Raw genomic sequence first — 22,539 nt, forward strand, 5'->3', positions numbered from 1 at the left:
CTTCCCCCCCCAGGTCCGCTGCGACGCTCTCTTTATTTCCGCAGCTGCGCCGGCCGCACATCGTGCGACCAGCTCATTCGCTCCCGGCGCTCCCAGGGGCAGCTTGCAATGCAGTGAAATGTCGATCCAGCGCGTCCAGGAGACCTGCTGTGGTGCTCACCTCGGCGGTCACGCCGATCCGGAGCCCCCGCTTCTCGGCGGTCGCGGTCGTGATCGGCCCGATGCTCGCGAGGAGCACGCGCTCGAGGCGCGCTGCGGCGCCCTCGCCGAGGAGATCGCAGAGGCTGTCGACTGTGCTGCTCGAGGTGAGCAGCACGACGTCGATCGCGCCCGCCGAGAGCGCCCGGAGCAGCTCTTCGCGGCGACCGGCCGACGCAGGGCGGGTCTCGTAGACAGGCACGACATCGACCTCGCAACCGGCGGCGCGGAGGCGCTCGGGGAGCACCTCGCGGGCGACCAGCGCGCGCGCGAGGAGCACGCGGACTCGAGGGGACGCCGCCCGGCGTCCGGCCAGCGCGGGGTCGGCGAGGATGGCCTCCGCGAGCTCCTCGCCGCGGAATTCCCGCGGGACGATGTCGGCGCGGACGCCGCGCGCAGCGAGCGCGGCTGCGGTCCCGACGCCGATCGCGGCGAGGCGCGCAGGGCCGAAGGCGCGCGCGTCCAGGCCGAGCCGCTCCATCTCCTTGAAGAAGCAGGCCACCCCGTTCTCGCTCGTGAAGACGACGGCGTGGTAACCGGAGAGGCCGCGGACAGCCTCGGTGACGCGCGCGGGGTCGGGGGGCGGGTGGATCTCGATGGTCGGGAGCTCCACCGCCTCGCCGCCGCGGAGGCGCACAAGCCTCGACGTCGAGCGCGCCTGGTGGCGCGGCCGGGTCACGAGCACGCGCTTGCCGAAGAGCGGCTTCCGATCGAACCAGCGGAGCGTGTCGCGCAGGCCCGTGACGGCGCCGACGACGATGACCGCGGGGCTCTCGATCCCTGCCTCCTCCACGCGGCGAGGGAGGTCGTCGAGGCGGCTGGAGACGACGCGCTGGTCGGCCCGCGTCCCCCACTGGATCGCCGCCGCCGGCGTCGCGGGATCGCGGCGCCCCGGCCCCATCAGCCCAGCGACCACCGCGTCGAGGGCCTGCATGCCCATCAGGACGCAGATGGTCCCGCGGACGGAGGCGAGCTCGCTCCAGTCGAAGGATCTGCCAGCCCGGGTGACGCCGCTGACGATCATCACGCTGGAGGCGATGTGCCGGTGCGTCAGCGAGATGCCGGCGTAGGCCGTCGCGCCGAGCGGAGAGCAGACGCCAGGCACCACCTCGAACGGCACCCCGGCCCGCGCGAGCGCCTCCGCCTCCTCCGAGCCACGCCCGAAGAGGAACGGATCGCCGCCCTTCAAGCGAACGACGCTGCGGCCCGCGAGGCCGAGCGCGACGAGCTCCGCGTCGATCTCCGCCTGCTTCGCGTCCTTCACCACCCGATCGCCGCCGCGCTTGCCGACCGAGCGCACGTCGGCGCCCTCCCGCACGCGATCGAGCAGCGCGGGGTGGACGAGCTCGTCATGCAGGACGACGTCGGCCGTGGCGAGGAGCTCTGCGCCGCGCAACGTGAGGAGCCCCGGATCCCCCGGGCCGGCGCCGACCAGGTACACGACGCCTGGCCTGGCCGCGCCCGGCGCTCCGTCGTTCATTGCCCCCGCAGCCGCCGCGCGGGGGCCCTCCTCGGAAGGATCGTTACGCCTCGGAAACACAGTCAAACTCCCGTCATTATCTCGTTCATGCATGGCAGACGTTGATTGTCATAGCGATTCTGCAGTGATGTTGACCCGGTGCGTTATGGGATTAGAATCGCATCCGGTCGATTCAACGTCCGGCGGTTTCTGGAGTCCATTCGATGAGATCGGTGAAACTGGTCGAAGAGCTGCTGAGCTCGGAGCGCGGCTTTCCGGACCGATGGTACGTCACCAACGGGGAGCGCTCGGTCGGGCCGGTCAGGCTCGACCAGCTCGCGCGCGGCATCGAGAGCGGAGTGGTCCCCCTCGATAGCTTCGTCCGCAATGAGGCATGGACCGTGTGGTGCCCGCTGTCCGACATTGCAACGGTCACGGTCGCCGCCACGGCGACGCCTGCGGAGCAGCCGGAGGAGGGCTCGGCAGCGGATGACGACGACGACACGCTTCCACTGTCGTCCCAGCAGACGCCCCAGCCGATGACGCCGCGCCCCGGCCCGGCGGCGCGCTCGGCCGCGCGCTCTGGAGCGGCCCACCGCTGAGCGATGGCCGCGCGCGCGGCGGGGCGAGCGCGGCCGGAAGACGGGAAGTGGAGGGCCGTTCTCATGCTGGCGGTTTCGGGCGAACACTAACCGATTCGCAGCGCCCAGGCGATCCACGGATCGCGCGCTCCTCTGGACCGGAGCGGCTCACGCGGGCGCAGGGCTGCTATGCTCCGCCGCCGTGTTCCCCACGAAGAGACCGCGCCGGCTCCGTCGTTCGCCCGCCCTCCGCGCCCTGGTGCGCGAGACAACCCTCCATCCGGGAGATTTCATCCTCCCCCTCTTCTTCAACGAGGCGCTCGACGCGCCTCGGCCGGTCGGGACGATGCCGGGTGTCTCGCAGCTGCCCGTGAGCGCCGCGGCAGCGCAGGCGCGGCTCTGCAAGGAGCTCGGCATCGGCGGGACGATCCTGTTCGGGCTCCCGCGCACCAAGGATGCGTCAGGCACGAGCGCTTACGACCCGGACGGGCCCGTGCCGCGCGCCGTGAAGGCGATGAAGGAGGCCGTGCCGGAGCTGCTCGTGATCACCGACGTGTGCGTGGACGAGTACACCGATCACGGCCACTGCGGCCTGCTCCGGCAGGACGCGTCCGGGGCGGTGGACGTCGACAACGACGCGACGCTGGAGGTGCTCGCGCGGGCGGCGGTGGTCCACGCCAAGGCGGGGGCCGACGTGGTCGCGCCGAGCGACATGATGGACGGCCGGGTCGCCGCGATCCGGCGCGCCCTCGACGTCGAGTCGCTGACGGGGACGGCGATCCTCTCCTACGCCGTGAAGTACGCGTCCGGCTTTTACGGGCCGTTCCGCGAGGCGGCCGACTGCGCGCCCAAATTCGGCGACCGGGCGGGCTACCAGATGGACCCCGGGAACGCCCGCGAAGGCCTGCGCGAGGCGGCGCTCGACGAGGAAGAGGGGGCCGACATGCTCATGGTCAAGCCCGCGCTCGCGTACCTCGACGTCATCGCGCGCGTGCGCGAGGTGACGACGCTCCCGCTCGGCGCGTACAACGTCAGCGGCGAGTACGCGATGATCAAGGCGGCCGCGGAGCGCGGAATGATCGACGAGAAGCGCGCCGTGCTCGAGCTGCTGACGTCGATCCGGCGCGCCGGGGCGGACTTCATTCTCACCTACCACGCGCTCGACGCCGCGCGCTGGCTCGGCTGAGCGATGCGGAGCCAGGGCGCAGGCGGGAACGCCGCGCAGCGCTTGAGATGGGCCGCCGCCTGGGCGGTGGGCGCGTCGGCGGCGTTCGCGGCGGGGTGCTCGCCGAACAGGTGCGACCGGTCCGAGGAAGCGAACCCGCCGATCGAGTTCGTCGAGGCCACACCGGAGGGGGGCATCTACGAGACCTCGTCGCCGGACGGGGAGCTCCTCTACTTCCCGGGCGGCATGCGGTACGCGCTCAAGCATCACCTCGGCGCGCGCCCGCGGTGGTGGCAGGTGTACCTGTCGTTCGAGCGCGACGGGACGAAGAGCGGCGGGACGCTGGCGCAGGCGGCTGGCAACCAGGCCGAGGTGCCCTGCGTGGACGACCAGCACCTGATCGTCGTCAACGGCAGCTGCTCCGAGTACTGGCTGCGGGTTGTCGCCGGGGGCGCGATCGGCGCCGATGACGGCGCGACCGGAGCCGCAGGAGGCGCGGCCGGCGCCGGCGGTGATGGGATGGGAGCCGCCGGGGGCACCGTCGTCGGCAGGTGCTACGGCGACGACGCCGATCCCGGCGGTGGGAGCGCGGCGCCCTAGGGCCCGCGCTTCTAGGCGTGCGCCGCTGCCTGCCGGGCGAACTGCAGCCGGTACAGCTTGCTGTAGACGCCGCCCGCGGCGAGCAGGTCCTCGTGCGTGCCCTGCTCGACGACGCAGCCCTTGTGGAAGACGACGACGCGATCGACGGCGCGGATCGTCGAGAGGCGGTGCGCGATGATCAACGCGGTGCGCCCCTCCATGGCTCCCTCGAGGGCACGCTGGAGGCGCGCCTCGGTGTCGCTGTCGACGTTGGCCGTGGCCTCGTCCAGGATGAGGAGCGGCGGGTCGCGGTAGAGGGCGCGGGCGAAGGCGATCAGCTGGCGCTCGCCAGCGCTGAAGTTGCTGCCGCGCTCGAGCACGGGGGCGTCGAGCCCGCCCTCGCGCCGCTCGAAGAGGTCGAGGGCGTCGATGCGGTTCAGCGCGTTCACCACCTTGGCCCGATCGGGGATCGCGTCGCCTGCCGCGATGTTGGTGAGCACCGTGCCCGGGAACAGGAACACGTCCTGAGGGACGACGGCGAACTGGCGGCGCAGCTCGTCGCGAGGGTACGCGCTGACGTCGCGGCCGAAGACCCGCACGACGCCCTCATCCACGTCGTAGAGGCGGAGCAGCAGCGACGCCACGGTGCTCTTGCCGGCGCCGGTCGCGCCGACCAGCGCGACCTTCTCGCCGCGCCTCGCCGCGATCGACACGTGCCGCAGCACGGGCACGCCCGGCTTGTAGCCGAAGCCGACGTTGTCGAGCTCGAACGCGACGCCCTCGTCTGCTGTCCTCGGTGCGTCGCCGCCGCTCGTCGCCGCCGCCGTCGCGTCCTCGTCCTTGTTGTCGAGCAGCTCGAAGACGCGCTCCGCGCCGGCCATCGCGGACTGCAGCAGCGTGTACCGAGCCGAGAGATCGCGGATCGGGACGAAGAACATGTCGATGTAGGCGACGAAGGCGAACAAGGTCCCGAACGAGATCTCGTCCTTCAGGCTGTTCACGCCGGCGTACCAGAGCACCGCGGCGATGCAGACGCTCGAGACCATCTCGATGGCGGCGTCGAGCGTCGCGTCGAGCACGATCGAGCGGTTGTTTGCGTTGCGGTACGCCGCGTTGATCTCGTCGAACTCCTCGGCCGAACGCTCCTCCCTGGCGTAGGCCTGCACGACGGCCATCCCGGATACCTGCTCGTTGAGGTACGCGTTCATCCTGGCCGTCTTCGACCGCACCTCGCGGAACGCGTCGCGCATCCGCCGCCGCGTCCAGTTGACGCCGAGGGCGACAGGGGGGACCGCCGCGAAGGCGAGCAACGACATGCGCCAGTCGAGCGACACCATCACCGCGACGATGACGGCGAGCCGGAGGAGATCGCCGAACGCGTTGAGCGCGCCGGACGCGAACATCTCGCCGATCGCGTCCACGTCGTTCGTCACGCGCGTGACGAGCCGGCCGACGGGCGTGCGATCGAAGAACCCGAGGCGGCGGGTGTGCAAGAAGCCGAAGACGCGCACGCGCAGGTCGGCCATCGCGCGCGCGCCGGCGAGCTGCATCAGGTAGAGCTGCGGGAAGGCGAGCGATTGCTCCAGGACCATGACGCCCGTGAGCAACAAGCCGCTGCGCGTGAGGTGATCGAGCCCGCCGGGCGTGTCGAAGGCGTCGAGCGCGTCGCGCATGATGAGCGGGCGCAGCAGCGCCAGCAGCGCCGTGACGACGAGCAGCGCCAGCGACAGCGCGAGGTGCGTGCCCTGCGGGCGCACGAACGGCCACAGCCTCAGCAGCATGCGCGCGTCGTACGCCTCGCCGAGCCGTGTCTCCTCGTGGAACCGGCTCAGCACGTCCTCCGTGCGGCTCGCCTTCGTCGTCCCGCGGCCCTTGGCCGTCGTCGCCTGCGCCGGCCGCCGCGGGCCCGCGCCCGCCTCGCCCGCGGCCGAGGCGCCGCCCGATTTCGACCGCATCGTCGCGCTGTCTCCGTGAGCCGGCTGTGTCACGAGAGCCCCACCGGTTGCGAGGACGGCGACGCCTCGAAGGTCGCGAGATCCTCTTCGAGCTGCTGCTCCTCGGCGAACGACGCGTAGATCCCGCCCGCGCGGACGAGCTCGTCGTGCGTGCCGCGCTCGATGACCCGACCCTGCTCCAGCACGACGATCGCGTCGCACCGCCGCGCGGCCGCGACCCTGTGGGTGATCAGGATGACGGTCCGTCGCGCGGCCTGCCGCTCGATCGCCGCGAGGATGGCCTGCTCGGTCTTCGCGTCGACGGCGGAGAGCGGATCGTCGAGGACGAGGACGTTCGGCTCGCGCACGAGCGCGCGCGCGAGCGCGACGCGCTGGCGCTGTCCGCCGGACAGCTGCACGCCACGCTCCCCGACCACGGTATCGAAGCCGTCAGGGAGCGAGAGCACCTCGTTCAGCACCTCGGCCTCGTCGGCGGCCGCGCGGATCGTCTCGAAGGCGGCGGGCGAATCCGGATCATCGAGGGAGTAGCCGATGTTGCGGGCCACGGTCGTCGAGAAGAGGAACGCATCCTGCTGCGCGTAGCCGATGCTCGCGCGCACGGTGTCGAGCGGCAGGTCGCAGATGTCGACGCCGTCCAGGAGCACAGAGCCGCGGGGCGTGGGCATGAGCCTGGCGAGCAGCGTGGCGATGGTGCTCTTGCCCGAGCCGGTGCGCCCGACGATGGCGAGCGAGCTGCCCGCTTCGACCTCGAAGCTCACGCCGTCGACCACCTTCCTCGCGCCGTGGGAGAACGTCAGGTCCTTGACGGAGATGGCGCCGTGGACGACCTCGGGGGAGGGCATCGGGCCGCTCACGACCTCAGGGATGGCCTCGAAGATCGCCTTGAGCCGGTCGTAGCCGGCACGACCGCGCTGGACGATGGCGGCGACGAAGCCGAGGGCGAGCATCGGCCAGGTGAGCCGCAAGAGCGCCAGCCAGAACGAGACGAAGTCTCCCCGGGTCATCTGCTGCTCCAGCACCAGCCGCCCGCCGTACCAGAAGACGATGAGCACGCCGACGGAGCTGATGGCCCCCATGAGCGGCGCCATGGAGCCGCGCAGCTTGGCGAGCGCGAGGCTCTTCTCGAGGTAGCCCTGGTTCGTGCTCGTGAACGCGGCCATCTCGGACGCCTCGAGCGCGAACGAGCGGACGACCCTGACCCCGGCGAGGCTCGCGAGGACACGGTCGCTCATGGCGCCGATCGCCTCCTGGTTGTCGCGGGTGCGGACGAAGAGCTTGGTCGAGAACGACCGGGTGACGAGCATCAGCGCGGGCATCGTCAGGAGCGCCGCGAGCGTGAGCCTCTTCGAGATGTGGAGCATCACGTACAGGGCGCTCGTGAACGCGAAGATCGAGCCCACGACGTTCAGCAGGCCGAAGCCGAGGAGGAGGCGGACCTGCGTCAGATCGTTCGTCGCCCGGCTCATGATGTCGCCGGTCGGCATCTTGCGGAAGAACGCCGGCCCGAGCTTGTGCAGGCGCGCGAGCAGGATCGCCCGGAGCTCGTACTCGACGTTGCGGCCCGCCGTGAAGATGGTGACCCGCGAGAACACGCGCATGATCGCGGCGCCCACGCTGACCGCGAGCATGAGGAGCGCCGCGTGCGCGGCCTCGCTCGACTGCGCCTTCACGGCGGCGTCGACGGCGTCCTTGACCAGGAAATCTCGCCTGGCCATGAGGAACTGCTGCGCAGCGAGCAGCGCCGCGCCCGTCAGGTAGAGCGGAAGCTTGTGGCGGAACTGCGCGCCGAGACCGACGGGGTAGGTTGAGGGATCGCGCTTGAGCATTGCGTGGGGGGGGGCCGCGCGGCGACGCTCAGCGCGCCTTGCGCGGCGTCGGCGCGAGCGGCTTGCGGTGCGACGTCGAGAGCGCGGGCCGATCTCTTCCATCGACCACGAGCTCGAGCTCGTCGAGCTCGAGCCTCGTCGAGAGCAGGCCGAGCAGGACGCGCGCGCCTCCGCGCCCATCGAGCTCGCTCACCACGCCGATCTTGTCGCCGAAGGGGCCTCGTCGCACGCGGACGCGGCTGCCCTTCTCCAGCACGCCGCCCTTGGCGGGATCGGGCGCGACCTTCGCGGCAGCTTCTGGCTCGCCGGACGGACCACGCTGCGCTCGCGGCGCGTGATCGGCCGAGGGCTTCTGCGGAGCCTCGGCCTTCGCCTGCGGCTCCGCTTCGCCGTGCGGCGCTCGCCGGGCAGGGGCGCTGCCCTCTCCGACCCGCTTCAGCGAGGGCCGCGGCTCTCCGCCGCGGCCAGCGCCGGCGCCGGCGTTGCTCGGCGACTTGAACAGCGTCGCCAGGGTCGGCCGGCGGGCGGGCAGGGCGGCCTCGACGCGCTCATCGCCGCGCGCTCGAGCCTGCTCCATCGAGCGCTCTCGCGCTCGGGCCTGCTCGGAGCGCCATCGCTCGTTCTCGGCCTCGATCTCGGCGTGGGCGCGCGCCCGCTCCTGCTCGATTCCCTCGAGCTTGCGGTCGAGCGCGATGCGGTCGTTCTCGCGCGACCACGCGACGAGCCGGTAGATCGGGGCGAGCGCGACGAGCGCGTCCTCGAGCTGCTCATCGAGGATGTCGGCGTGCTCGACCGCCGTCTCGCGCGGGATCGCCCAGCCGATCCAGAGCGGCACCTGGCCGTCGGCGGCGCGGCGGAGCATCTCGGCGATCGCGTCCGAGGTGGCCGCGCTGCAGGCCACGCGATCGCCGCCGGCGGCGCCGAACGAGAACTGCTCCGGGAGCGCGTGGAGCGCGCTCGTGAGCTCGGCGGAGAGCGGCGAGGCTGGCGCGCCCGTCGCCTCCTCGGTCGCCGAGAGGCGAGCCCGGAGGTTGTCGACGTCCACCTTCGCGTCCGGGTGGACCGCGAAGCACACCTGCACCTCGCTCTCCGAGATGCGCAGCGCGAGGAACGCGTGCCGCGTGAAGGGGCTCGGATCGTCGATCGCGTCGGAGATCGAGCGGCCGCGGTCGAGGAGGCGATCGAGCTCGTCGCGCGCCGCCTGGTCGCGCCAGAAGAAGACCCACTGGCAGTCGGCCCGGTGCTTGTTGCGGATCGACGGGTGCTCGTCCGAGCCATGGACATCGACCGAGATGCCGAGCTCGGCCAGCCGGGCGACGACGCCGCGCGCCCAGGCGAGCGCGCGCTGCTTCACCTCGAGGCGGGGGCGTGAGTAGGCCTTCGAGGTCGCTTTTTCGGCGGCGTACGCGTCGAAGTCACGAGCGGTGAGGTGCAGGGAGGGATGGCTCATTGCTTCGACTGGTTGCGATGCGCGGCGTGGGCGGATGCTGCTCGTGGTCCGTCACGGGAGAGCTGTGCTCCTCGTGAAAGTCGCGCGGATGGTATCGTGAGGAGCTTCGAAATCAAAGCTCCGCGCCGCGCGATCGATCCTGGCGTTGCGTGGAGGCGGCACGCTTGACCGCCCTGACAAGCATGTCACCGTAGGCACTCCCGTGCCCCATCAAGAGGGCGATCCCACCGATATCACGTAGAACCCCGCGTAAATCGCGCTTCTCCAGCGCAGCGGGGCAGCTCCCGGGCGCTCCAGTCATCCGAGTCACCCGAGCCCGTGAGCCTGCGAGGCCCGTCGGCCTGACGAAAGAGGAATCATGGAACAGCATCGAGACGAGCACATTGTCTGCGCGAGCTGCGGCACGTCGTTCCTATTCTCGGCTGCGGAAGCTGCCGTCTACGCCGAACGGAAGCTCGCGGCCCCGCCCAAGCGGTGCCGGACCTGCCGCCGTGCGCGCAAGGACAATCGAGGGGAGAGCGAGAGCGGATCGCCGGCTCGCGCTGCGGAGCGCCAGCGCCCTGGCCCGTCTCGGGGCGCCGGGGGGCATCGCGGCCTGGCGCGCGGCGACGGCCAGCCTCGGAAGCCCCGCTACACGGGCGACGTGAACGAGTACCGCAGCCCGATGCAGGACGCGTACTCGGGGCTGACGCCCGCATGGGCGGCGCAGAGCCACTACCCGAACCGCCCGCGCGGCGGCGCGCCCTTCCGAGATGACGGCAACTACCGCGCCCCCTCGTTCGCCGGTGAGCGCCGCGCTGCCGCGCCGAGCCGCGGTCCAGCGCAGCAGCCTCGCGCGCCGCGCACTCGTCCGACGTTCTCGATCACCTGCAAGTCGTGCGGCTCCGAGGGCGAGGTCCCGTTCAAGCCGGTCGAGGGCCGCGACGTGTTCTGTCAGGCGTGCTACCGCGCGCGCAAGCCTTCCTGAGAGACGCCTCCAGCGACGCGCAGCCATCGCGCTGCGGCACACCCCCGAGCGCCGGTCGCTGCTCGTGCGACCGGCGCGGCCGCGAAGCGGACGCCGGGGTGCGGGGCGGGGCGGAGCCCCGAGGAAACAAAGCCAGGACCTCCCGCGCGAAGCCGCCGCGAAGCGGCGCCGGAGCCCCGCGATCTCTGGCCGGACTTCGGGCGGGCGGAACTAGAGGCTGATCTCGCAGGCGAGCTCGGAGGTGAAGCCGAGCTCGCCGAGCGTGATCGTGACCTTCACGCCGCCGCCGGACGCGCGGCGCGCTGTCTCCTCGACCATCCCCACGACCCACAGCCGGAGCGGCAGCGAAGCAGGGTCGAAGTCGCCGATGTGGAGCGTGACCCGCCCGGTCGGGCCCGTCGCCACGCGCCACGAGCCGAACGTGAAGAGCCGCGACCAGATCGAGGTCCCGCGGCGCATGAGCGACGCGATGTCGGTCAGCGGGCGGGCGAACAGCGTGCGCACGAGGCTGTGCAGCTCGCCGCCCACGCCGAGCCTGCCGATGTCGCGCCAGCGCTCGAGATCGCGCAGGACCAGCGATGTCGCGAGCTCCATGTAGGCGTCGAGCGCCTCGAGCTCGTACCCGACGAGCGCGTTGATCGAGTCGTGCTTGAAGTCGTCGGCGTAGCGGAGCGGCATCTGCGAGACGACCTCGTCGCGCGCGCTCCTCCCGTACTCATCCACGATGGTGCGATCGACGCTCCGCAGGACGGGGCCGCGCACCTGGTACTGCCCGGCGAAGCGCGCCGGCAGCGGCCGGACCGGGGTGACGTTGGGCCGCCGCGTGTCGCGTGTCCGGTTCATCAAGGAGCCGAAGTCCGCGCTGCGGACGGTCGGCTCGGCCCGGTGCCCGAGGTCGGCGCTGCGCACCGTGGGCAGCGACTCGCCGCGCTGCGAGAGCATCGTGGGCTCCGAGCCGCGGCTTCGCAGCGCGTTCGAGAGCGTCATGCCGGGCGCGGGCTTCGCTGGCTCCGAGGACGACGGCCGCATCCCGGGCGGCGCCTCGGTGACGCGCCCCCCCGGCACGATCGACGGCGAGATGCGCATCGGCGGCGGGGGGTTCACGTCGAACCCCGGGCGCGATCGATCGCGCGAAGACGAGAGGCGATCGCGCTCGTTCTCCGGAGCGTTCCCCAGGCTCAGGGCCATCCGCCGCTGCACGTTGATCAGCCTGCCGAGCGCCGTCGTCCGTCTGGGCGGATCAGGCGCGACGCGCTCGAGCTCGCGGACGACGTCTCCGGCCGTCTGGAACCGCTTCGCGGGATCCTTTTGCAAGAGCCGCTGCACGATCGCCTCGAGCCGCGGGTCGACGGTCACGCCCGCCGAGGCGAGCGTGGGCACCTCGGCGTGCACGACGCGGAACGCGGTCGCCACGGCGGTCGGCGCGCGGAACGGGCGCGTGCCCGTGAGCACCTCGTAGAGCAGCACGCCCACCGAGAAGAGATCGCTCCGACCGTCGAGCGGCGACTCCCCCGTGGCCTGCTCGGGCGACAGATAGTCGGGCGTCCCGAACACGACGCCCGTGCGCGTCCGCGGCGAGGGGCCGTCGGAGTCGAGCACCTTGGCGATGCCGAAGTCGAGCAGGCGGACGACGGCCGAGCCGCGGCTCGGATCGAAGGCGATGAAGATGTTCTCGGGCTTGAGATCGCGGTGGATGATCCCCGCGCGGTGCGCGGCGTCGAGCGCCTCGAGCACCGGGATCGCGACGCCGACGGCGGCCTCCATGTCGAGGCGACCGAAGCGCGCGAGCGCCATGCCGAGCGACTCGCCGTCGAGGTGCTCCATCACGATGTAAGGACCGAGCTCGCCGACGCCTGCGTCGATCACGTCGACGATGTTCGGGTGGCGGATCCGGTTGACCGCCTGCGCTTCCTGGAAGAAGCGGTGCGAGAGCTCCGAGTTGTCCGCCAGCTCTGGGTGGAGGAATTTGATCGCAACGGCGCGACCTGCGAGCACGTGCTCCGCCCGGAACACGTCGCCCATGCCGCCCCCGCCGATGCGCTCCGCGAGGCGGTACTTGTTGTCGACGAGGAGGCCGGGGGTCGGGGGTCGAAACGCCATCTGCTGCCGCTGGCGGGCGAGGGACCAACGTCATGGTCCCCGAGAACACGCGCCCCTGTAAAGGGTTGGGAGGCACGGCCCTCCCGAAAGACCGATCCTATTCCTTCAGTGCGCGCCGCGGCTAGGTTACCTGCGTCAGGTGTGGGGCGGATCGCAGTGCGAAGTGACTTGCGCGCGGCAAGATCACGTTTCGGGTGCATTCTTCCGCAGTTCGGCGATCTGCTGGGCGATCTCCGCGAACCCGCGGCCCATGGGAAGGGACGCCACGAACTGCGGCGGTACGGACAGCTTACCGAGGTGGGCGCGTACGTTGGCCACCCCGAAGGTCAGCACAAATGCGGCGAAGGCGACGCCGTCGTTGCCGCTGTCGCCGACGAACGCGTAGCGGTGCCGCGCCCGGGTGGGATCCTCACCGAACCGAGCGGAGAGCAGGCGCACAATCCCCGTGGCCTTGTCGGACGGCTCGCGCGTGAGGTGGAGGTGGACGCTCGATAGCAGCGTCCTCACCCCCCGCTCGCGCAGCTCGGCGCGCATCTTCTGCACGTCTTCCGGCGGGACATGCCGGTGCTCCCCGATGTCGATGGTAACGTCGGTCACTCTCTGGTCGTTGTCGTCCGCGAGCGCCGCCGCCGGAAAACGACGCACCATGTCATTGGCGAGTCCGATGAGCTCGGCTCGACGGGCTCGCCGCGCCTCGCGGTCCAGGCCGTCGAGCGTGACGATGCGGCGCGCGCCGGCGCGCGGGGCGTGCCCTCCTCGATGGCCGGCGACGTCGCTTTCCTCCTCGCGGACCAGCGCGACGGCTCCGTTTTCGACGATGGTCGCGTCGATCGGCCACTGCCGCTGGAGCACCTCGCCCCAGCCGGCGGGCCTGCCGGTGCAGGCGATCAGCGCGAGCCCCGTCTCGCGTAGACGGAAGAGCGCTGCGTACGCCGCCTCGGTGAGGGCGCCGTGATCCAGCACGGTGTCGTCGAGATCGAAGATCACCCCGGCGAGGGCGCGCGCGGCGTCGGGAGGCAGAAGGGAGAGCGGCTTCATCGGGCGATCGTCAGAGCGCGTCGATGCGCGCGATGAGGCTCTTCAGGTAGAGCCCCTCGGGGAAGGCGGCGGGGACGGGGTGATCCCCTCCCTGGAAGTGCCGGTCGAACACCGCGGCCTGCATGCGCGCGTCGCGCGCGCCGAGCGCGAGCACCCGGGTCAGATCGTCGAGGCTCACGGCGCTGGAGCAGGAGCAGAGCACGAGGACGCCGCCCGGGCGCGTGGCCCGGCACGCTCCGGCCGCGAGGCGCCGGTACGCCATGAGCGCGGCGTCCTTGGAGGCGCGCGTGCCTGCGAGCTTCGGAGGGTCGCAGATGACGAGATCGTAGCCCGCCTGCCTCGACGCGTTCTGCAGCGCCTTGCGGGCGTCGTCGCGCGTGAACTTGATCCGGTCGAGGAGCCCGTTCTCCCGCGCGCACTCCGCCCCGACCTCGATCGCCGTCGCGCTCTCGTCGATCGCGAGGACCTCGCTCGCCCCGCCGCGGGCCGCCGCCATGGCGAACGTGCCGACGAAGCAGAAGGCATCGAGCACGCGCCGGTTGTGGGCGAGCTGCTCGACGCGGGTCCGCAGCGTCCGCTGGTCCAGGTAGAACCCGGTCTTGTGGCCGAGCGCGAGCGGGATCGTGTAACGCAGCCCCCGCTCGACGAACCGGAGCTGATCGAGCGCGGGATCGCCGCGCACCACGCCCGCGTCCGCGGTGAACCCCTCGAGCTTCGCGAGGGATTCCGGGGTCCTGTCCACGATCGCGCGCGGCGCGAGCGCCGCCTGGAGGGCGTCGAAGATCACCCCTTCGCGGCGCTTGATCCCGATCGTCCCGAGCTGCACGACCACCACGTCGCCGAACAGATCGACGATGAGCCCGGGCAGGCCGTCCCCCTCCGCGTGGATCAGCCGGAAGGCGTCGGTCTCATGGCCAGGCGCCTGCGCGGGCAGGCCGATCTCGCGGCGGTGCGCGATGGCGCGCTCGATCCGGTGCCGGAACAGGGCCGCATCGATCGGCCTGTCCTCGCGCGTGTACATGCGCACCGGGATGGCCGAGCGCGGGGTGTAGAGCCCGCGCCCGAGCACGCTGCCGTAGGGGTCGGTGACGACGACCTCGTCCCCGGCCACCGCGCCGCCCTCGATGCGCGCGATCGCCTGAGCGAACACCCAGGGATGCCCCGACCACACCGGCCGAACATGACCCTGCTTCAACGTAACCGTAGGCATGGTGGAATCCGATTGGTCTCGATGTTGGCAGGGCTCCCGACGGGGGCGACCGCGCCGTGACCTTTGCCGTGGGAGCTAGTACCCTGCGGAACGGCGCGCGTGTGAACCTTCCGCCACAGCGTGCCGTGGCGGCCGATGCACGCCGGCGTGCTGCGCGGCCATGGTGACGACGATCCCGCAAGATGGTCGATGGCATCCCGGTTGCTAACTTCCCTGCACCGAAGAGGAGTCGCCCGATGCGCCGTTGCTTGACCCATGCCCTTGTTGCGGTGGCGATGACCGCGCCGATGAGCGCGTTCGCGCAGGAGGACAGCAGCTGTCCTCCCGGCGCGTGGTTCTGCGAGGAAGTGGAGCCGCCTCGCGATCCCGTCGCGGAACCGCCGCCCGTCGCTCCTGCCGAGGCCGCGCCTGCCGAGGCGCCGCCGCCCCCGCCGCCGGCCAGGGGGGCCGCCCGTCCAGCCCCGCCGGTCGTCGTCTACGAGACCTCGCCGTCGGGCCCGCCTCCTCAGGTGATCGTCGTGGCGCCTGGGGCGGCCCCTCCGCCGCGCGTGATCGTGCGCCGCGTGGCGCCCCCGGCGCCGCCTCCGGCGGTGAAGCGGCGCTGGCGGCGCCACTGGGGCATCAACCTCCGCATGGAGGGCGTCATGTTGGGGCGCGAGCACGGCGGAGCGGAGGACGCTGGCATGGGAGGCGTCGGGATCAGCCTGCGCTACCGGCCTGTCCCGGCGTTCGCGCTCGATGCAGGCGCCGACTTCCTCGCGGGCACGGACTACAACGGTGACCAGCGGACCGAGGTGCCGCTCTCCCTGACCGGGATGCTGTTCGTCAACCCGCGCAGCCGCACCCAGTTCTACTTCATGGGCGGCCTGAACATCGCGCACGCCGAGGTCGATCGCTCCTCGAGCGAGGCCGCGGCCGGCGGCACCGACTTCGCTCCGGACACGGAGTACGACTATTTCGGCGCGCACGGCGGCATCGGCCTCGAGTTCCGGCTTTCCCCCCGCATCGCCCTGAACGTCGATGCGCTCGGCTTCGTGCGCGGCCGTACGGACGATGGGCTCGTTCCCGAGTTCACGGATCCCGAGACCGGCCGGACGACCAACACGTCGGGCGGGGGACTCTTCCGCGGCGGGCTCAGTATTTACTGGTGAGCGGCTCGTCATAGCCTCCCGTCCACCCTGACCGCGCGGTGTTCGCGTCCGTTCTGCTCTCGACCAGGCGGTCGCGGTCCGGACCGTCTCCACGCGGTATAACGCCGCATCGTGCCCCAGGCCTCGATCATGCGCGCGCTCCGTGGCCGCGCCCCGCTGTTGCTCTCCCTCGCTGGCGGCGCGACGTTCGCCCTCACGGCGCCGCCGACGGATCTGGTCCCCGCCGTCATCGTTGGCCTCGCTCTGCTGGCGGCCGCCGTCCACGACGCCCCGACGATCTGGCGCGCCTTCGGGCGCGGCGCTGTCTGGGGAACGGCGGCGGGCGTCGTGGGCCTGCGCTTCGTGCCGGAGGTCATCCAGCGGTTCACGCCTCTCGGCTCGGCGGCCTCGTACCTCGCGCTGGTGCTGCTCGCGGCCGCCCAGTCGCTGGTCTGGGCGATCTGCGGCGGCATCACGAGCGCGCTCATCCGGCGGCTGCGCGCTCCCCTCGAGCTCGCCTTTGCGACCGGCGTGTTCGCCGCCGTGGCCATCCCGACCGTCTTCGGCTGGACTCCTGCGGGTCTCATGAGCCCCTGGCCGGCGCTCGTGCAGCTCGCCGACCTCATCGGCGAGCGGGGCGTCTCCGTGCTGTTCGCCGTCGGGGCGGCCTTGCTCGCCCGCGCTGGCCTGGCCGCCTCGGGGAGGGCGCCGGGCGGGCGGCCGCTCGAGCGCGCGCCCGCGCAGGAACCGCGGCCCACCCGCCTTCGGTTGTCCCGCCCGATCCTCTACCCGGCGCTCTCGAGCGTCGCGCTGTTCGGGCTGCTCGCGGCTCACGGCGCGCTGCGGATGGCCGCGGTGGAGCGCGCCAGCGCCGGCCTGCCAACAGCGCGCGTCGCGCTCGTCAACCAGGCGGTCGGGCCTCACGAGCGCTGGCAGGCGAAGAACCACCCGCGGATCCTGCGAACCCTGCACGATCTCACCCGGGAGGCCGAGGCCGGCGGCGCAGAGCTCACCCTCTGGCCCGAGGCGGCGTACCCTTACCCTCTCTCGCACAGCGCCCGGCAGGCGCCGCGCGGCGGTCGAGCGATCCTGGGGCCCGGCATCCGTGGCCCGATCCTCGCGGGGCTCATCACCCAGGCGCCGCCCGTGAAGGCCGCCGACGGCGTCGAGGAACGGAACAGCTACAACTCCGCGACCCTTGTGCTCCCCGATGGGAGCATGCAGCCGACGCAGGACAAGCTGCAGCTGCTGTGGTTCGGCGAGACGGTCCCGGGCGGCGCTTACCTGCCCTGGCTGCGGCGCATCTTCCAGAAGAGCGGTGGGCTCGTCCCGGGCGCGGAGCCGCGCGCCCTCAGTTTGCCCCGAGAGCACGGGCCGGCGCTCCGGATCGGGGTGCTCAACTGTTACGAGGACACGCTCACCGGGGTGGGGCGGCGGATCACCGGGGCGCTCGCCCCGAACCTCCTCGTCAACATCACGAACGACGCCTGGTTCACCGGGAGCGCCGAGCCCGAGCTGCATGCGAGGCTCGCGGTCATGCGCGCCATCGAGCTGCGCCGTGATCTCGTGCGGGCGGTGAACCTCGGCGTCGTGTCATGGATCGACGCCCGGGGCGTGGTGCGCAGCCGCGATGAGAGCGCTGCGCCGGGGGTGACCTTCGCGACCCCCTCGGTCAGGGACACGCCGCTGACGCTCTACACTCGTCTGGGCGACGCCCCGATGGCGTTGCTGCTCGCCTTCGCGAGCGTCGCTTGCGCGCTCCGGGCGCGACGCTCCACAGCGAAGGCCCCGCGGCAAGCCCGGGGCGTCAGCTCGGGGGCGCGACCGCCTGCGGGGCCCCCGGAGCTCGCGCCGCCCGATGCGGCGACGCAAGCTGCGGCCACGGACGCGCCGCTCAGACGTCCTTGAGCGCCTTGACGGGCGCCGCGCGGAGCTTGCGGCTCGCCGGCTTGCCCTTGATGGTCATCGGCTGCTTCGTGAACGGATTGATGCCTTCCCGGTCCTGCGTGGCCGGGATCTCCTTCGCCTTGATCTTCACGAGGCCCGGAACCGTGACCTCGCCCGGCCCCTCCGGACCGAGCTCCTTCTTCACCAGCTCGCCGAGCGCATCGAGCACGCTGGCCACGGACTTCTTGTCGAGGTGGGTGGCCTCAGCAAGACCGACGATCATCTGGGCCTTGGTCAGCTTGTTCGAACCGGGCATGTCTCCTCCAAGTCGAAAGGGGGCGTCCGTTTAACAAGCGAGGTTTCGCCTCGCAAGCGATAAGTCATCGCGCCCCCGTCTTCTTTTGCCTTGCGATGCTGCGATGCGGATCGATTACAGTGATGCTGTTGCTTCGTGACGCTGCCGCGACCTCGAGCTCCCGGGTCAAATCCGTCATTTCCCGTTCTTCTGCGTCGGTCTTGTGGTCGTAGCCGAGCAGGTGGAGCAGGCCGTGCCCGAGCAGCATCGTGATCTCGTCGAGCAGCGGGCGATCGCGCTCGGCGGCCTGCCGCGCGGCCGTGTCGATCGAGACGATCACGTCGCCGAGAAGACCGCGCCATGCCGACGGATCCACGGGACCTCGCCGGCCGCGCCTGCGCGAGTTGGCCCCGTTCTGGTCCAGCATCGGGAAGGCGAGGACGTCGGTCGGCTTGTCCTTGCGCCGGTAGCTGCGGTTGAGCTCGTGGATGGCTTCATCGTTCACCAGGGCGACGGAGAGCTCCACGCCCTGCAATGCGAGGTGGGAGAGCATCTTGCTCGCCCGCCGGCGCACGACCGCCGTCGACACCCCCTTGAAGGGCCCTCCCTGCGTCGTGACGGACACGACCGCGGGGGCCGCCGGGCGGCTCCCGCGGCGCGTCGTCCCCGAGCTCTCCTTGCGCTTCTCGGCCACGGGATCGCTATACCAGCTCGGGGATCTTCTTCGCATCTGCCAAGAACTGCGCGAGCCCGACGTCGGTGAGCGGGTGCCTGGTCAGCTGCTTGATGACCTTGAGCGGCATCGTCACGGCGTGCGAGCCGATCATGGCGGCCTGCACGAAGTGGACGGGGTGCCGTACGCTCGCGGTGAGCACCTGCGTCGAGAGCCCGTAGTTCCTGAAGATGGTCACGACCTGCAGGACGAGATCCATCCCGTCCCCCGCGGCGTCGTCGACGCGCCCGACGAACGGCGACACGTACGTGGCCCCAGCCTTGGCCGCGAGCAGCGCCTGGGCGGCCGAGAAGCAGAGGGTCACGTTCGTCTTGATGCCCTCGGAAGCGAAGATCCGGGCGGCCTTGAGCCCCTCGTCGATGAGCGGCACCTTGACCACCACGTTCTGGTGAATCTTCGCGAGCTCGCGACCCTCGCGGAGGATCGCGTCCTTCTCGACCGCCACCACCTCGGCCGAGATGGGGCCGTCGACCACCTCGCAGATCTCGGCGATCGCCCGCTTCGTCGGCTTGCCGGCCTTGGCGAGGAGCGACGGGTTGGTCGTGACGCCGTCGATGACCCCCATCGACTGCGCTTCCTTGATTTCCGCGATATCCCCTGAATCGATGAACACCTTCATGATGCTGCCTCCGGGAACCGATGGATCGGCCCTTCGGCGGTGTTCATGCTGGGGTCAGATGCCGAGGAGCAAGGGCCTGACAGGGCCCCTCGCTGCCTCGTTCTGGCTGTCAGGCGGAGCGGGCAGGGGGCGCCGGCTCAGGCCGTCGCCTCGTCCTCACCGCCATGGCACTTGTTGAACGGCTTGCCGCTGCCGCAGGGGCACTCCTGCTCCTGCATGACGGCAGGCTGCGGGAGCGCCGGGGCGGGGTTCGCGCCGATCGGGAGGGACTCGTCGTGCTGCGCGACCGCGTCGAGCAGCGCCGCTGCGTGCCGCTCGCGATCCGCAGCCTCGATCTGCGCCTCTTCCTGCTCGGCGCGCCTGACGTTCACGCTGAAGAGCTTCGTGACCACGTTCGAGGAGACGCGGGCCACCATGTTGACGAACATGTTGTAGCCCTCCTTCTTGTACTCCTGCTTCGGGTCCTTTTGCCCGTAGCCGCGCAGGCCGATGCCGTCGCGGAGGTGGTCCATGTCGGTCAGGTGGTCGACCCAGGCCTTGTCGAGCTCCTCCAGGTAGAGGTGGCGGAAGATGCGCAGCGACAGCTCGACGCCGATCTCCTCCTCGCGCTTCTCGTACGCCTTCTCGGCGCGCTCGTAGAGCTCCCGCGCCAGCGTCTCCTGGTCGCCGATGTGCGCGATGTCGTCCGGCAGCTCGACGCCGAAGTGCTCGCGGAAGCCCTGGAAGATGCCGCCCCAGTCCCAGTCCTCCGGCGGCTTGCGGGCCGGGCAAGACTCCTCGACCATCGCGCCGATGATCCGGTCCATCAGATCGAGCAGCCGCTCGCGCTGCTCGGTGAGCGCCAGGGGCATGAGCTCGGAGCACTCGTCGTAGATCTCGAGGACCTTGTCGGCGCGGGTCTCGAGCTCGATCTTCACGCCCCAGCGCGTGTAGATCTCGCGCTGCATGTTCTCGAGCTCGACGAACCGCTCCGTCGTCTCGAAGTCCTTTCGCACGATCTCGCGCCGGTTGCCGTCCGCGTCGAGCGGCATCACCGGGTCGTTCGCGAACATGCCGAGCAGGTAGCCGACGTCCGGACGGACCAGCTCCACGATGGACGGGATCGGCTTGATCGTCCGCTTCTCGCCCGTCGGCTTCCCCTCCTCGTCGAGGATCTCGGGAGAGTAACGGCCGACGAGCAGCGACTGGCGCATGTCGTAAATCGTCTTGCGCTGCGCGCTCATCACGTCGTCGTACTCGAGCAGGTTCTTGCGGATGTCGAAGTTGCGCTCCTCGACCTTCTTCTGCGCGTTCTCGACGCTCTTCGTCACCCACGGGTGCTCGATGGGCTCGTCGTCGGGCATGCCCATCCGCTCCATCAGGTTCTTCACCCGATCCCCGGCGAAGATGCGCATGAGGTCGTCCTCGAGGGACAGGTAGAACTTCGACGTCCCGGGGTCGCCCTGGCGGCCGGCGCGGCCGCGCAGCTGGTTGTCGATGCGGCGCGACTCGTGCCGCTCGGTGCCCAGGATGTACAGCCCGCCGATCTCGCGGATCTCGTTGCCCTCCGCGGTGCACTCCTTCTTGAGCTCCTCGACCAGGGCCTCGAACGCATCGGGCTCCGCCTCGGGCTGGCGGTTCTGCTCCTTGAACTTGAGCTTGGCGAGCATCTCCGCGTTGCCGCCCAGGATGATGTCCGTCCCGCGACCCGCCATGTTCGTCGAGACCGTGATGGCCCCTTTGCGGCCCGCCTGCGCGACCACGTAGGCCTCGTTCTCGTGGTGCTTCGCGTTCAGCACGTTGTGCTTCACGCCCCGCTTCGTCAGGATCCGGCTGATCGCGGTGCTCTTCTCGACGCTCGTCGTGCCCACCAGGATCGGCTGGCCGAGCTCGTGCTTCTCGAGGATCTCGTTGATGACCGCGGTGAACTTCTCCTTCTCGGTCTTGTAGACGAGATCCTCGTAATCGACGCGGACCACCGGCTTGTTCGTGGGGATGATGACGCAGTCGAGCTTGTACGTGCTGTGGAACTCCGCCGCTTCCGTGTCCGCGGTGCCGGTCATCCCGGAGAGCTTCTTGTACAGCCGGAAGAGGTTCTGGAAGGTGATCGTCGCCATCGTCCGGCTCTCCTCCTGGATCCGGACGTTCTCCTTCGCCTCGACGGCCTGATGCAGGCCGTCCGACCACCGGCGCCCCGCGAGGACGCGGCCGGTGAACTCATCGATGATGAGCACCTTGCCGTCGCGTACCATGTAGTTGACATCGCGCTTGTAGAGCGTGTGCGCGCGCAAGCACTGGTTCAGGATGTGCAGCGTCTCGAGGTTCACCGGGTCATAGAGGTTCGTGCCCTTGAGCACCTGGAGCGAGGCGAGCAGCCGCTCTGCCGTCTCCACGCCCTCGTCGGTCAGCGTCACCGAGTGCGCCTTCTCATCGACGGCGTAATGCTCCTCGTTCCGGAGCTGGGGGATCACCTCGTTGATCGTGCGGTATTTGTCGCTCGAACGCTCCCCCTGCCCGCTGATGATGAGCGGAGTCCGCGCCTCGTCGATGAGGATGGAGTCGACCTCGTCGACGATCGCATAGTGCAGCGGGCGCTGCGCGTACTCGAGCGCCGAGAACTTCATGTTGTCGCGCAGGTAGTCGAAGCCGAACTCGTTGTTCTGGCCGTACGTGATGTCGCAGCGGTACGCGTGGCGCTTCTCGGCGTCGCCCTGCTGGTTGACGACCACGCCCGTCGACAGGCCGAGGAAGCCGTAAAGCTTGCCCATCCACTCGGCGTCGCGCCGCGCCAGGTAATCGTTCACCGTGACGACGTGGACGCCCTTGCCCTCGAGGGCGTTCAGATAGCAAGGGAGCGTCGCGACCAGGGTCTTGCCCTCACCGGTGCGCATCTCGGCGATGCAGCCGTTGTGGAGCACCATGCCGCCGATGAGCTGCACGTCGTAATGGCGCATCTTGAGGGCGCGCTTCGACGCCTCGCGGCAGACCGCGAACGCCGGGACCAGGATGTCGTCCAGCGTCGCCCCGTTGGCGAGCTTCTCCTTGAACTCCGCCGTCTTTGCTCGGAGCTGGGCGTCCGAGAGCTTCTGCAGCTCCGGCTCCATCCTGCCGATAGCCTCGACCCGGGGTCGCAGGCGGCGGATGGCACGCTCGTGCGAGGTGCCGAAAATCTTCTTCATCGCCCAAGTGAACATCTTTACGTGCCTTGGCTCCGCGGCGGTCAGGTGGGAGGAGACGGTCCGGCCGAGGAACGCGAACGTAGTCGCGCCGCGGGCGTCGCGCAATTCCAGGACCGCGCGCGGTCGACGACGCCGCCGAAGCGATCCGCCCGAGGCTCCGCAGCCCGCGCCCCCGTCACGCGTTCGTCG

General features: G+C 70.7%; 17 protein-coding genes and 1 pseudogene. 7 read left to right on the top strand and 11 right to left on the bottom strand.

Going from position 1 to position 22,539, the window contains the following annotated elements; translation table 11 throughout:
* Window positions 1-73 precede the first annotated feature (73 nt).
* Window positions 74-1,678 (bottom strand): uroporphyrinogen-III C-methyltransferase, encoded by a 1,605-nt coding sequence (gene cobA / locus WME73_RS00070; protein WP_437743524.1) that lies wholly within the window; start codon window positions 1,676-1,678, stop codon window positions 74-76.
* Between the two features lie 203 nt (window positions 1,679-1,881).
* Here cobA and WME73_RS00075 point away from each other — a divergent pair, with 203 nt between their 5' ends.
* The 3 genes from WME73_RS00075 (at window position 1,882) to WME73_RS00085 (ending at window position 4,003) form a co-directional block, all read left to right on the top strand.
* Window positions 1,882-2,259, top strand: coding sequence for a DUF4339 domain-containing protein (locus WME73_RS00075; RefSeq protein ID WP_437858942.1), 378 nt, complete (start codon window positions 1,882-1,884; stop codon window positions 2,257-2,259).
* Between the two features lie 181 nt (window positions 2,260-2,440).
* The gene (gene hemB, locus WME73_RS00080; protein WP_437914356.1) at window positions 2,441-3,424 is read left to right on the top strand and encodes a porphobilinogen synthase; all 984 of its coding nucleotides are present in this window, start codon (window positions 2,441-2,443) and stop codon (window positions 3,422-3,424) included.
* A gap of 3 nt (window positions 3,425-3,427) precedes the next feature.
* Complete coding sequence (locus WME73_RS00085) at window positions 3,428-4,003, top strand: hypothetical protein (RefSeq protein ID WP_437914357.1); 576 nt, start codon at window positions 3,428-3,430, stop codon at window positions 4,001-4,003.
* 11 nt (window positions 4,004-4,014) lie between these two features.
* Here WME73_RS00085 and WME73_RS00090 read toward each other — a convergent pair whose 3' ends face one another.
* Genes WME73_RS00090 through WME73_RS00100 form a run of 3 tightly spaced genes read right to left on the bottom strand, consistent with a single transcriptional unit; the run spans window position 4,015 to window position 9,213 of the window.
* The gene (locus WME73_RS00090; RefSeq protein WP_437743527.1) at window positions 4,015-5,937 is read right to left on the bottom strand and encodes an ABC transporter ATP-binding protein; all 1,923 of its coding nucleotides are present in this window, start codon (window positions 5,935-5,937) and stop codon (window positions 4,015-4,017) included.
* Window positions 5,938-5,966: 29 nt separating this feature from the next.
* Window positions 5,967-7,763, bottom strand: a complete 1,797-nt coding sequence (locus WME73_RS00095) for an ABC transporter ATP-binding protein (protein ID WP_437743528.1) — start codon at window positions 7,761-7,763, stop codon at window positions 5,967-5,969.
* A 28-nt stretch (window positions 7,764-7,791) separates the two neighbouring features.
* Window positions 7,792-9,213 carry a hypothetical protein gene (locus tag WME73_RS00100; protein WP_437743529.1) on the bottom strand — a complete coding sequence of 474 codons (1,422 nt, stop codon included), beginning with the start codon at window positions 9,211-9,213 and terminating at the stop codon, window positions 7,792-7,794.
* 358 nt (window positions 9,214-9,571) lie between these two features.
* Between WME73_RS00100 and WME73_RS00105 the strand changes: the two are divergent.
* Window positions 9,572-9,712: pseudogene (locus tag WME73_RS00105) on the top strand (zinc-ribbon domain containing protein); the annotation flags it as partial.
* Between the two features lie 144 nt (window positions 9,713-9,856).
* The gene (locus WME73_RS00110; protein ID WP_437748138.1) at window positions 9,857-10,180 is read left to right on the top strand and encodes a CxxC-x17-CxxC domain-containing protein; all 324 of its coding nucleotides are present in this window, start codon (window positions 9,857-9,859) and stop codon (window positions 10,178-10,180) included.
* 210 nt (window positions 10,181-10,390) lie between these two features.
* On the opposite strand, the gene WME73_RS00115 is transcribed toward WME73_RS00110, so the two are convergent.
* From WME73_RS00115 to WME73_RS00125, 3 genes are all read right to left on the bottom strand, one after another.
* Window positions 10,391-12,280, bottom strand: coding sequence for a serine/threonine-protein kinase (locus WME73_RS00115; protein ID WP_437548427.1), 1,890 nt, complete (start codon window positions 12,278-12,280; stop codon window positions 10,391-10,393).
* A gap of 183 nt (window positions 12,281-12,463) precedes the next feature.
* Window positions 12,464-13,267, bottom strand: a complete 804-nt coding sequence (locus WME73_RS00120; RefSeq protein ID WP_437914358.1) for an HAD family hydrolase — start codon at window positions 13,265-13,267, stop codon at window positions 12,464-12,466.
* Between the two features lie 61 nt (window positions 13,268-13,328).
* Complete coding sequence (locus WME73_RS00125; protein WP_437914359.1) at window positions 13,329-14,528, bottom strand: class I SAM-dependent rRNA methyltransferase; 1,200 nt, start codon at window positions 14,526-14,528, stop codon at window positions 13,329-13,331.
* A gap of 236 nt (window positions 14,529-14,764) precedes the next feature.
* On the opposite strand from WME73_RS00125, the gene WME73_RS00130 reads away from it, so the two are divergent.
* Both WME73_RS00130 and lnt read left to right on the top strand, forming a co-directional pair.
* Complete coding sequence (locus WME73_RS00130; RefSeq protein ID WP_437743532.1) at window positions 14,765-15,679, top strand: outer membrane beta-barrel protein; 915 nt, start codon at window positions 14,765-14,767, stop codon at window positions 15,677-15,679.
* Between the two features lie 111 nt (window positions 15,680-15,790).
* Window positions 15,791-17,566, top strand: a complete 1,776-nt coding sequence (gene lnt / locus WME73_RS00135) for an apolipoprotein N-acyltransferase (protein WP_437743533.1) — start codon at window positions 15,791-15,793, stop codon at window positions 17,564-17,566.
* Here lnt and WME73_RS00140 read toward each other — a convergent pair.
* The 4 genes from WME73_RS00140 to secA all read right to left on the bottom strand — a co-directional run bounded on the left by WME73_RS00140 (window position 17,553) and on the right by secA (window position 22,365).
* Window positions 17,553-17,861 (bottom strand): HU family DNA-binding protein, encoded by a 309-nt coding sequence (locus tag WME73_RS00140; RefSeq protein WP_437743534.1) that lies wholly within the window; start codon window positions 17,859-17,861, stop codon window positions 17,553-17,555. The genes lnt and WME73_RS00140 overlap by 14 nt on opposite strands.
* A 64-nt stretch (window positions 17,862-17,925) precedes the next feature.
* The gene (ybeY, locus tag WME73_RS00145) at window positions 17,926-18,534 is read right to left on the bottom strand and encodes an rRNA maturation RNase YbeY (protein ID WP_437743535.1); all 609 of its coding nucleotides are present in this window, start codon (window positions 18,532-18,534) and stop codon (window positions 17,926-17,928) included.
* 7 nt (window positions 18,535-18,541) lie between these two features.
* Window positions 18,542-19,192: a fructose-6-phosphate aldolase gene (gene fsa, locus WME73_RS00150; protein ID WP_437914360.1), complete on the bottom strand. Its 651-nt coding sequence runs from the start codon at window positions 19,190-19,192 to the stop codon at window positions 18,542-18,544.
* 137 nt (window positions 19,193-19,329) lie between these two features.
* A complete protein-coding gene (secA, locus tag WME73_RS00155) occupies window positions 19,330-22,365 on the bottom strand; it encodes a preprotein translocase subunit SecA (RefSeq protein WP_437743537.1) in 3,036 nt (1,011 codons plus the stop codon).
* Window positions 22,366-22,539: the final 174 nt, after the last annotated feature.

Source organism: Sorangium sp. So ce302, from assembly GCF_051530145.1.
Classification (GTDB): Bacteria; Myxococcota_A; Polyangia; order Polyangiales; family Polyangiaceae; genus Sorangium; species Sorangium cellulosum_B.

What these genes read in the sequence shown, in the direction of transcription:
- WME73_RS00085 (WP_437914357.1), top strand. Translation starts at nt 3,428, where the DNA reads ATGCGGAGCCAGGGCGCAGGCGGGAACGCCGCGCAGCGCTTGAGATGG.
- WME73_RS00100 (WP_437743529.1), bottom strand. Translation starts at nt 9,213, where the DNA reads ATGAGCCATCCCTCCCTGCACCTCACCGCTCGTGACTTCGACGCGTAC.
- WME73_RS00140 (WP_437743534.1), bottom strand. Translation starts at nt 17,861, where the DNA reads ATGCCCGGTTCGAACAAGCTGACCAAGGCCCAGATGATCGTCGGTCTT.
- WME73_RS00115 (WP_437548427.1), bottom strand. Translation starts at nt 12,280, where the DNA reads ATGGCGTTTCGACCCCCGACCCCCGGCCTCCTCGTCGACAACAAGTAC.
- fsa (WP_437914360.1), bottom strand. Translation starts at nt 19,192, where the DNA reads ATGAAGGTGTTCATCGATTCAGGGGATATCGCGGAAATCAAGGAAGCG.
- WME73_RS00095 (WP_437743528.1), bottom strand. Translation starts at nt 7,763, where the DNA reads ATGCTCAAGCGCGATCCCTCAACCTACCCCGTCGGTCTCGGCGCGCAG.
- WME73_RS00075 (WP_437858942.1), top strand. Translation starts at nt 1,882, where the DNA reads ATGAGATCGGTGAAACTGGTCGAAGAGCTGCTGAGCTCGGAGCGCGGC.
- WME73_RS00090 (WP_437743527.1), bottom strand. Translation starts at nt 5,937, where the DNA reads ATGCGGTCGAAATCGGGCGGCGCCTCGGCCGCGGGCGAGGCGGGCGCG.
- WME73_RS00125 (WP_437914359.1), bottom strand. Translation starts at nt 14,528, where the DNA reads ATGCCTACGGTTACGTTGAAGCAGGGTCATGTTCGGCCGGTGTGGTCG.
- cobA (WP_437743524.1), bottom strand. Translation starts at nt 1,678, where the DNA reads ATGAACGACGGAGCGCCGGGCGCGGCCAGGCCAGGCGTCGTGTACCTG.
- secA (WP_437743537.1), bottom strand. Translation starts at nt 22,365, where the DNA reads ATGTTCACTTGGGCGATGAAGAAGATTTTCGGCACCTCGCACGAGCGT.
- WME73_RS00130 (WP_437743532.1), top strand. Translation starts at nt 14,765, where the DNA reads ATGCGCCGTTGCTTGACCCATGCCCTTGTTGCGGTGGCGATGACCGCG.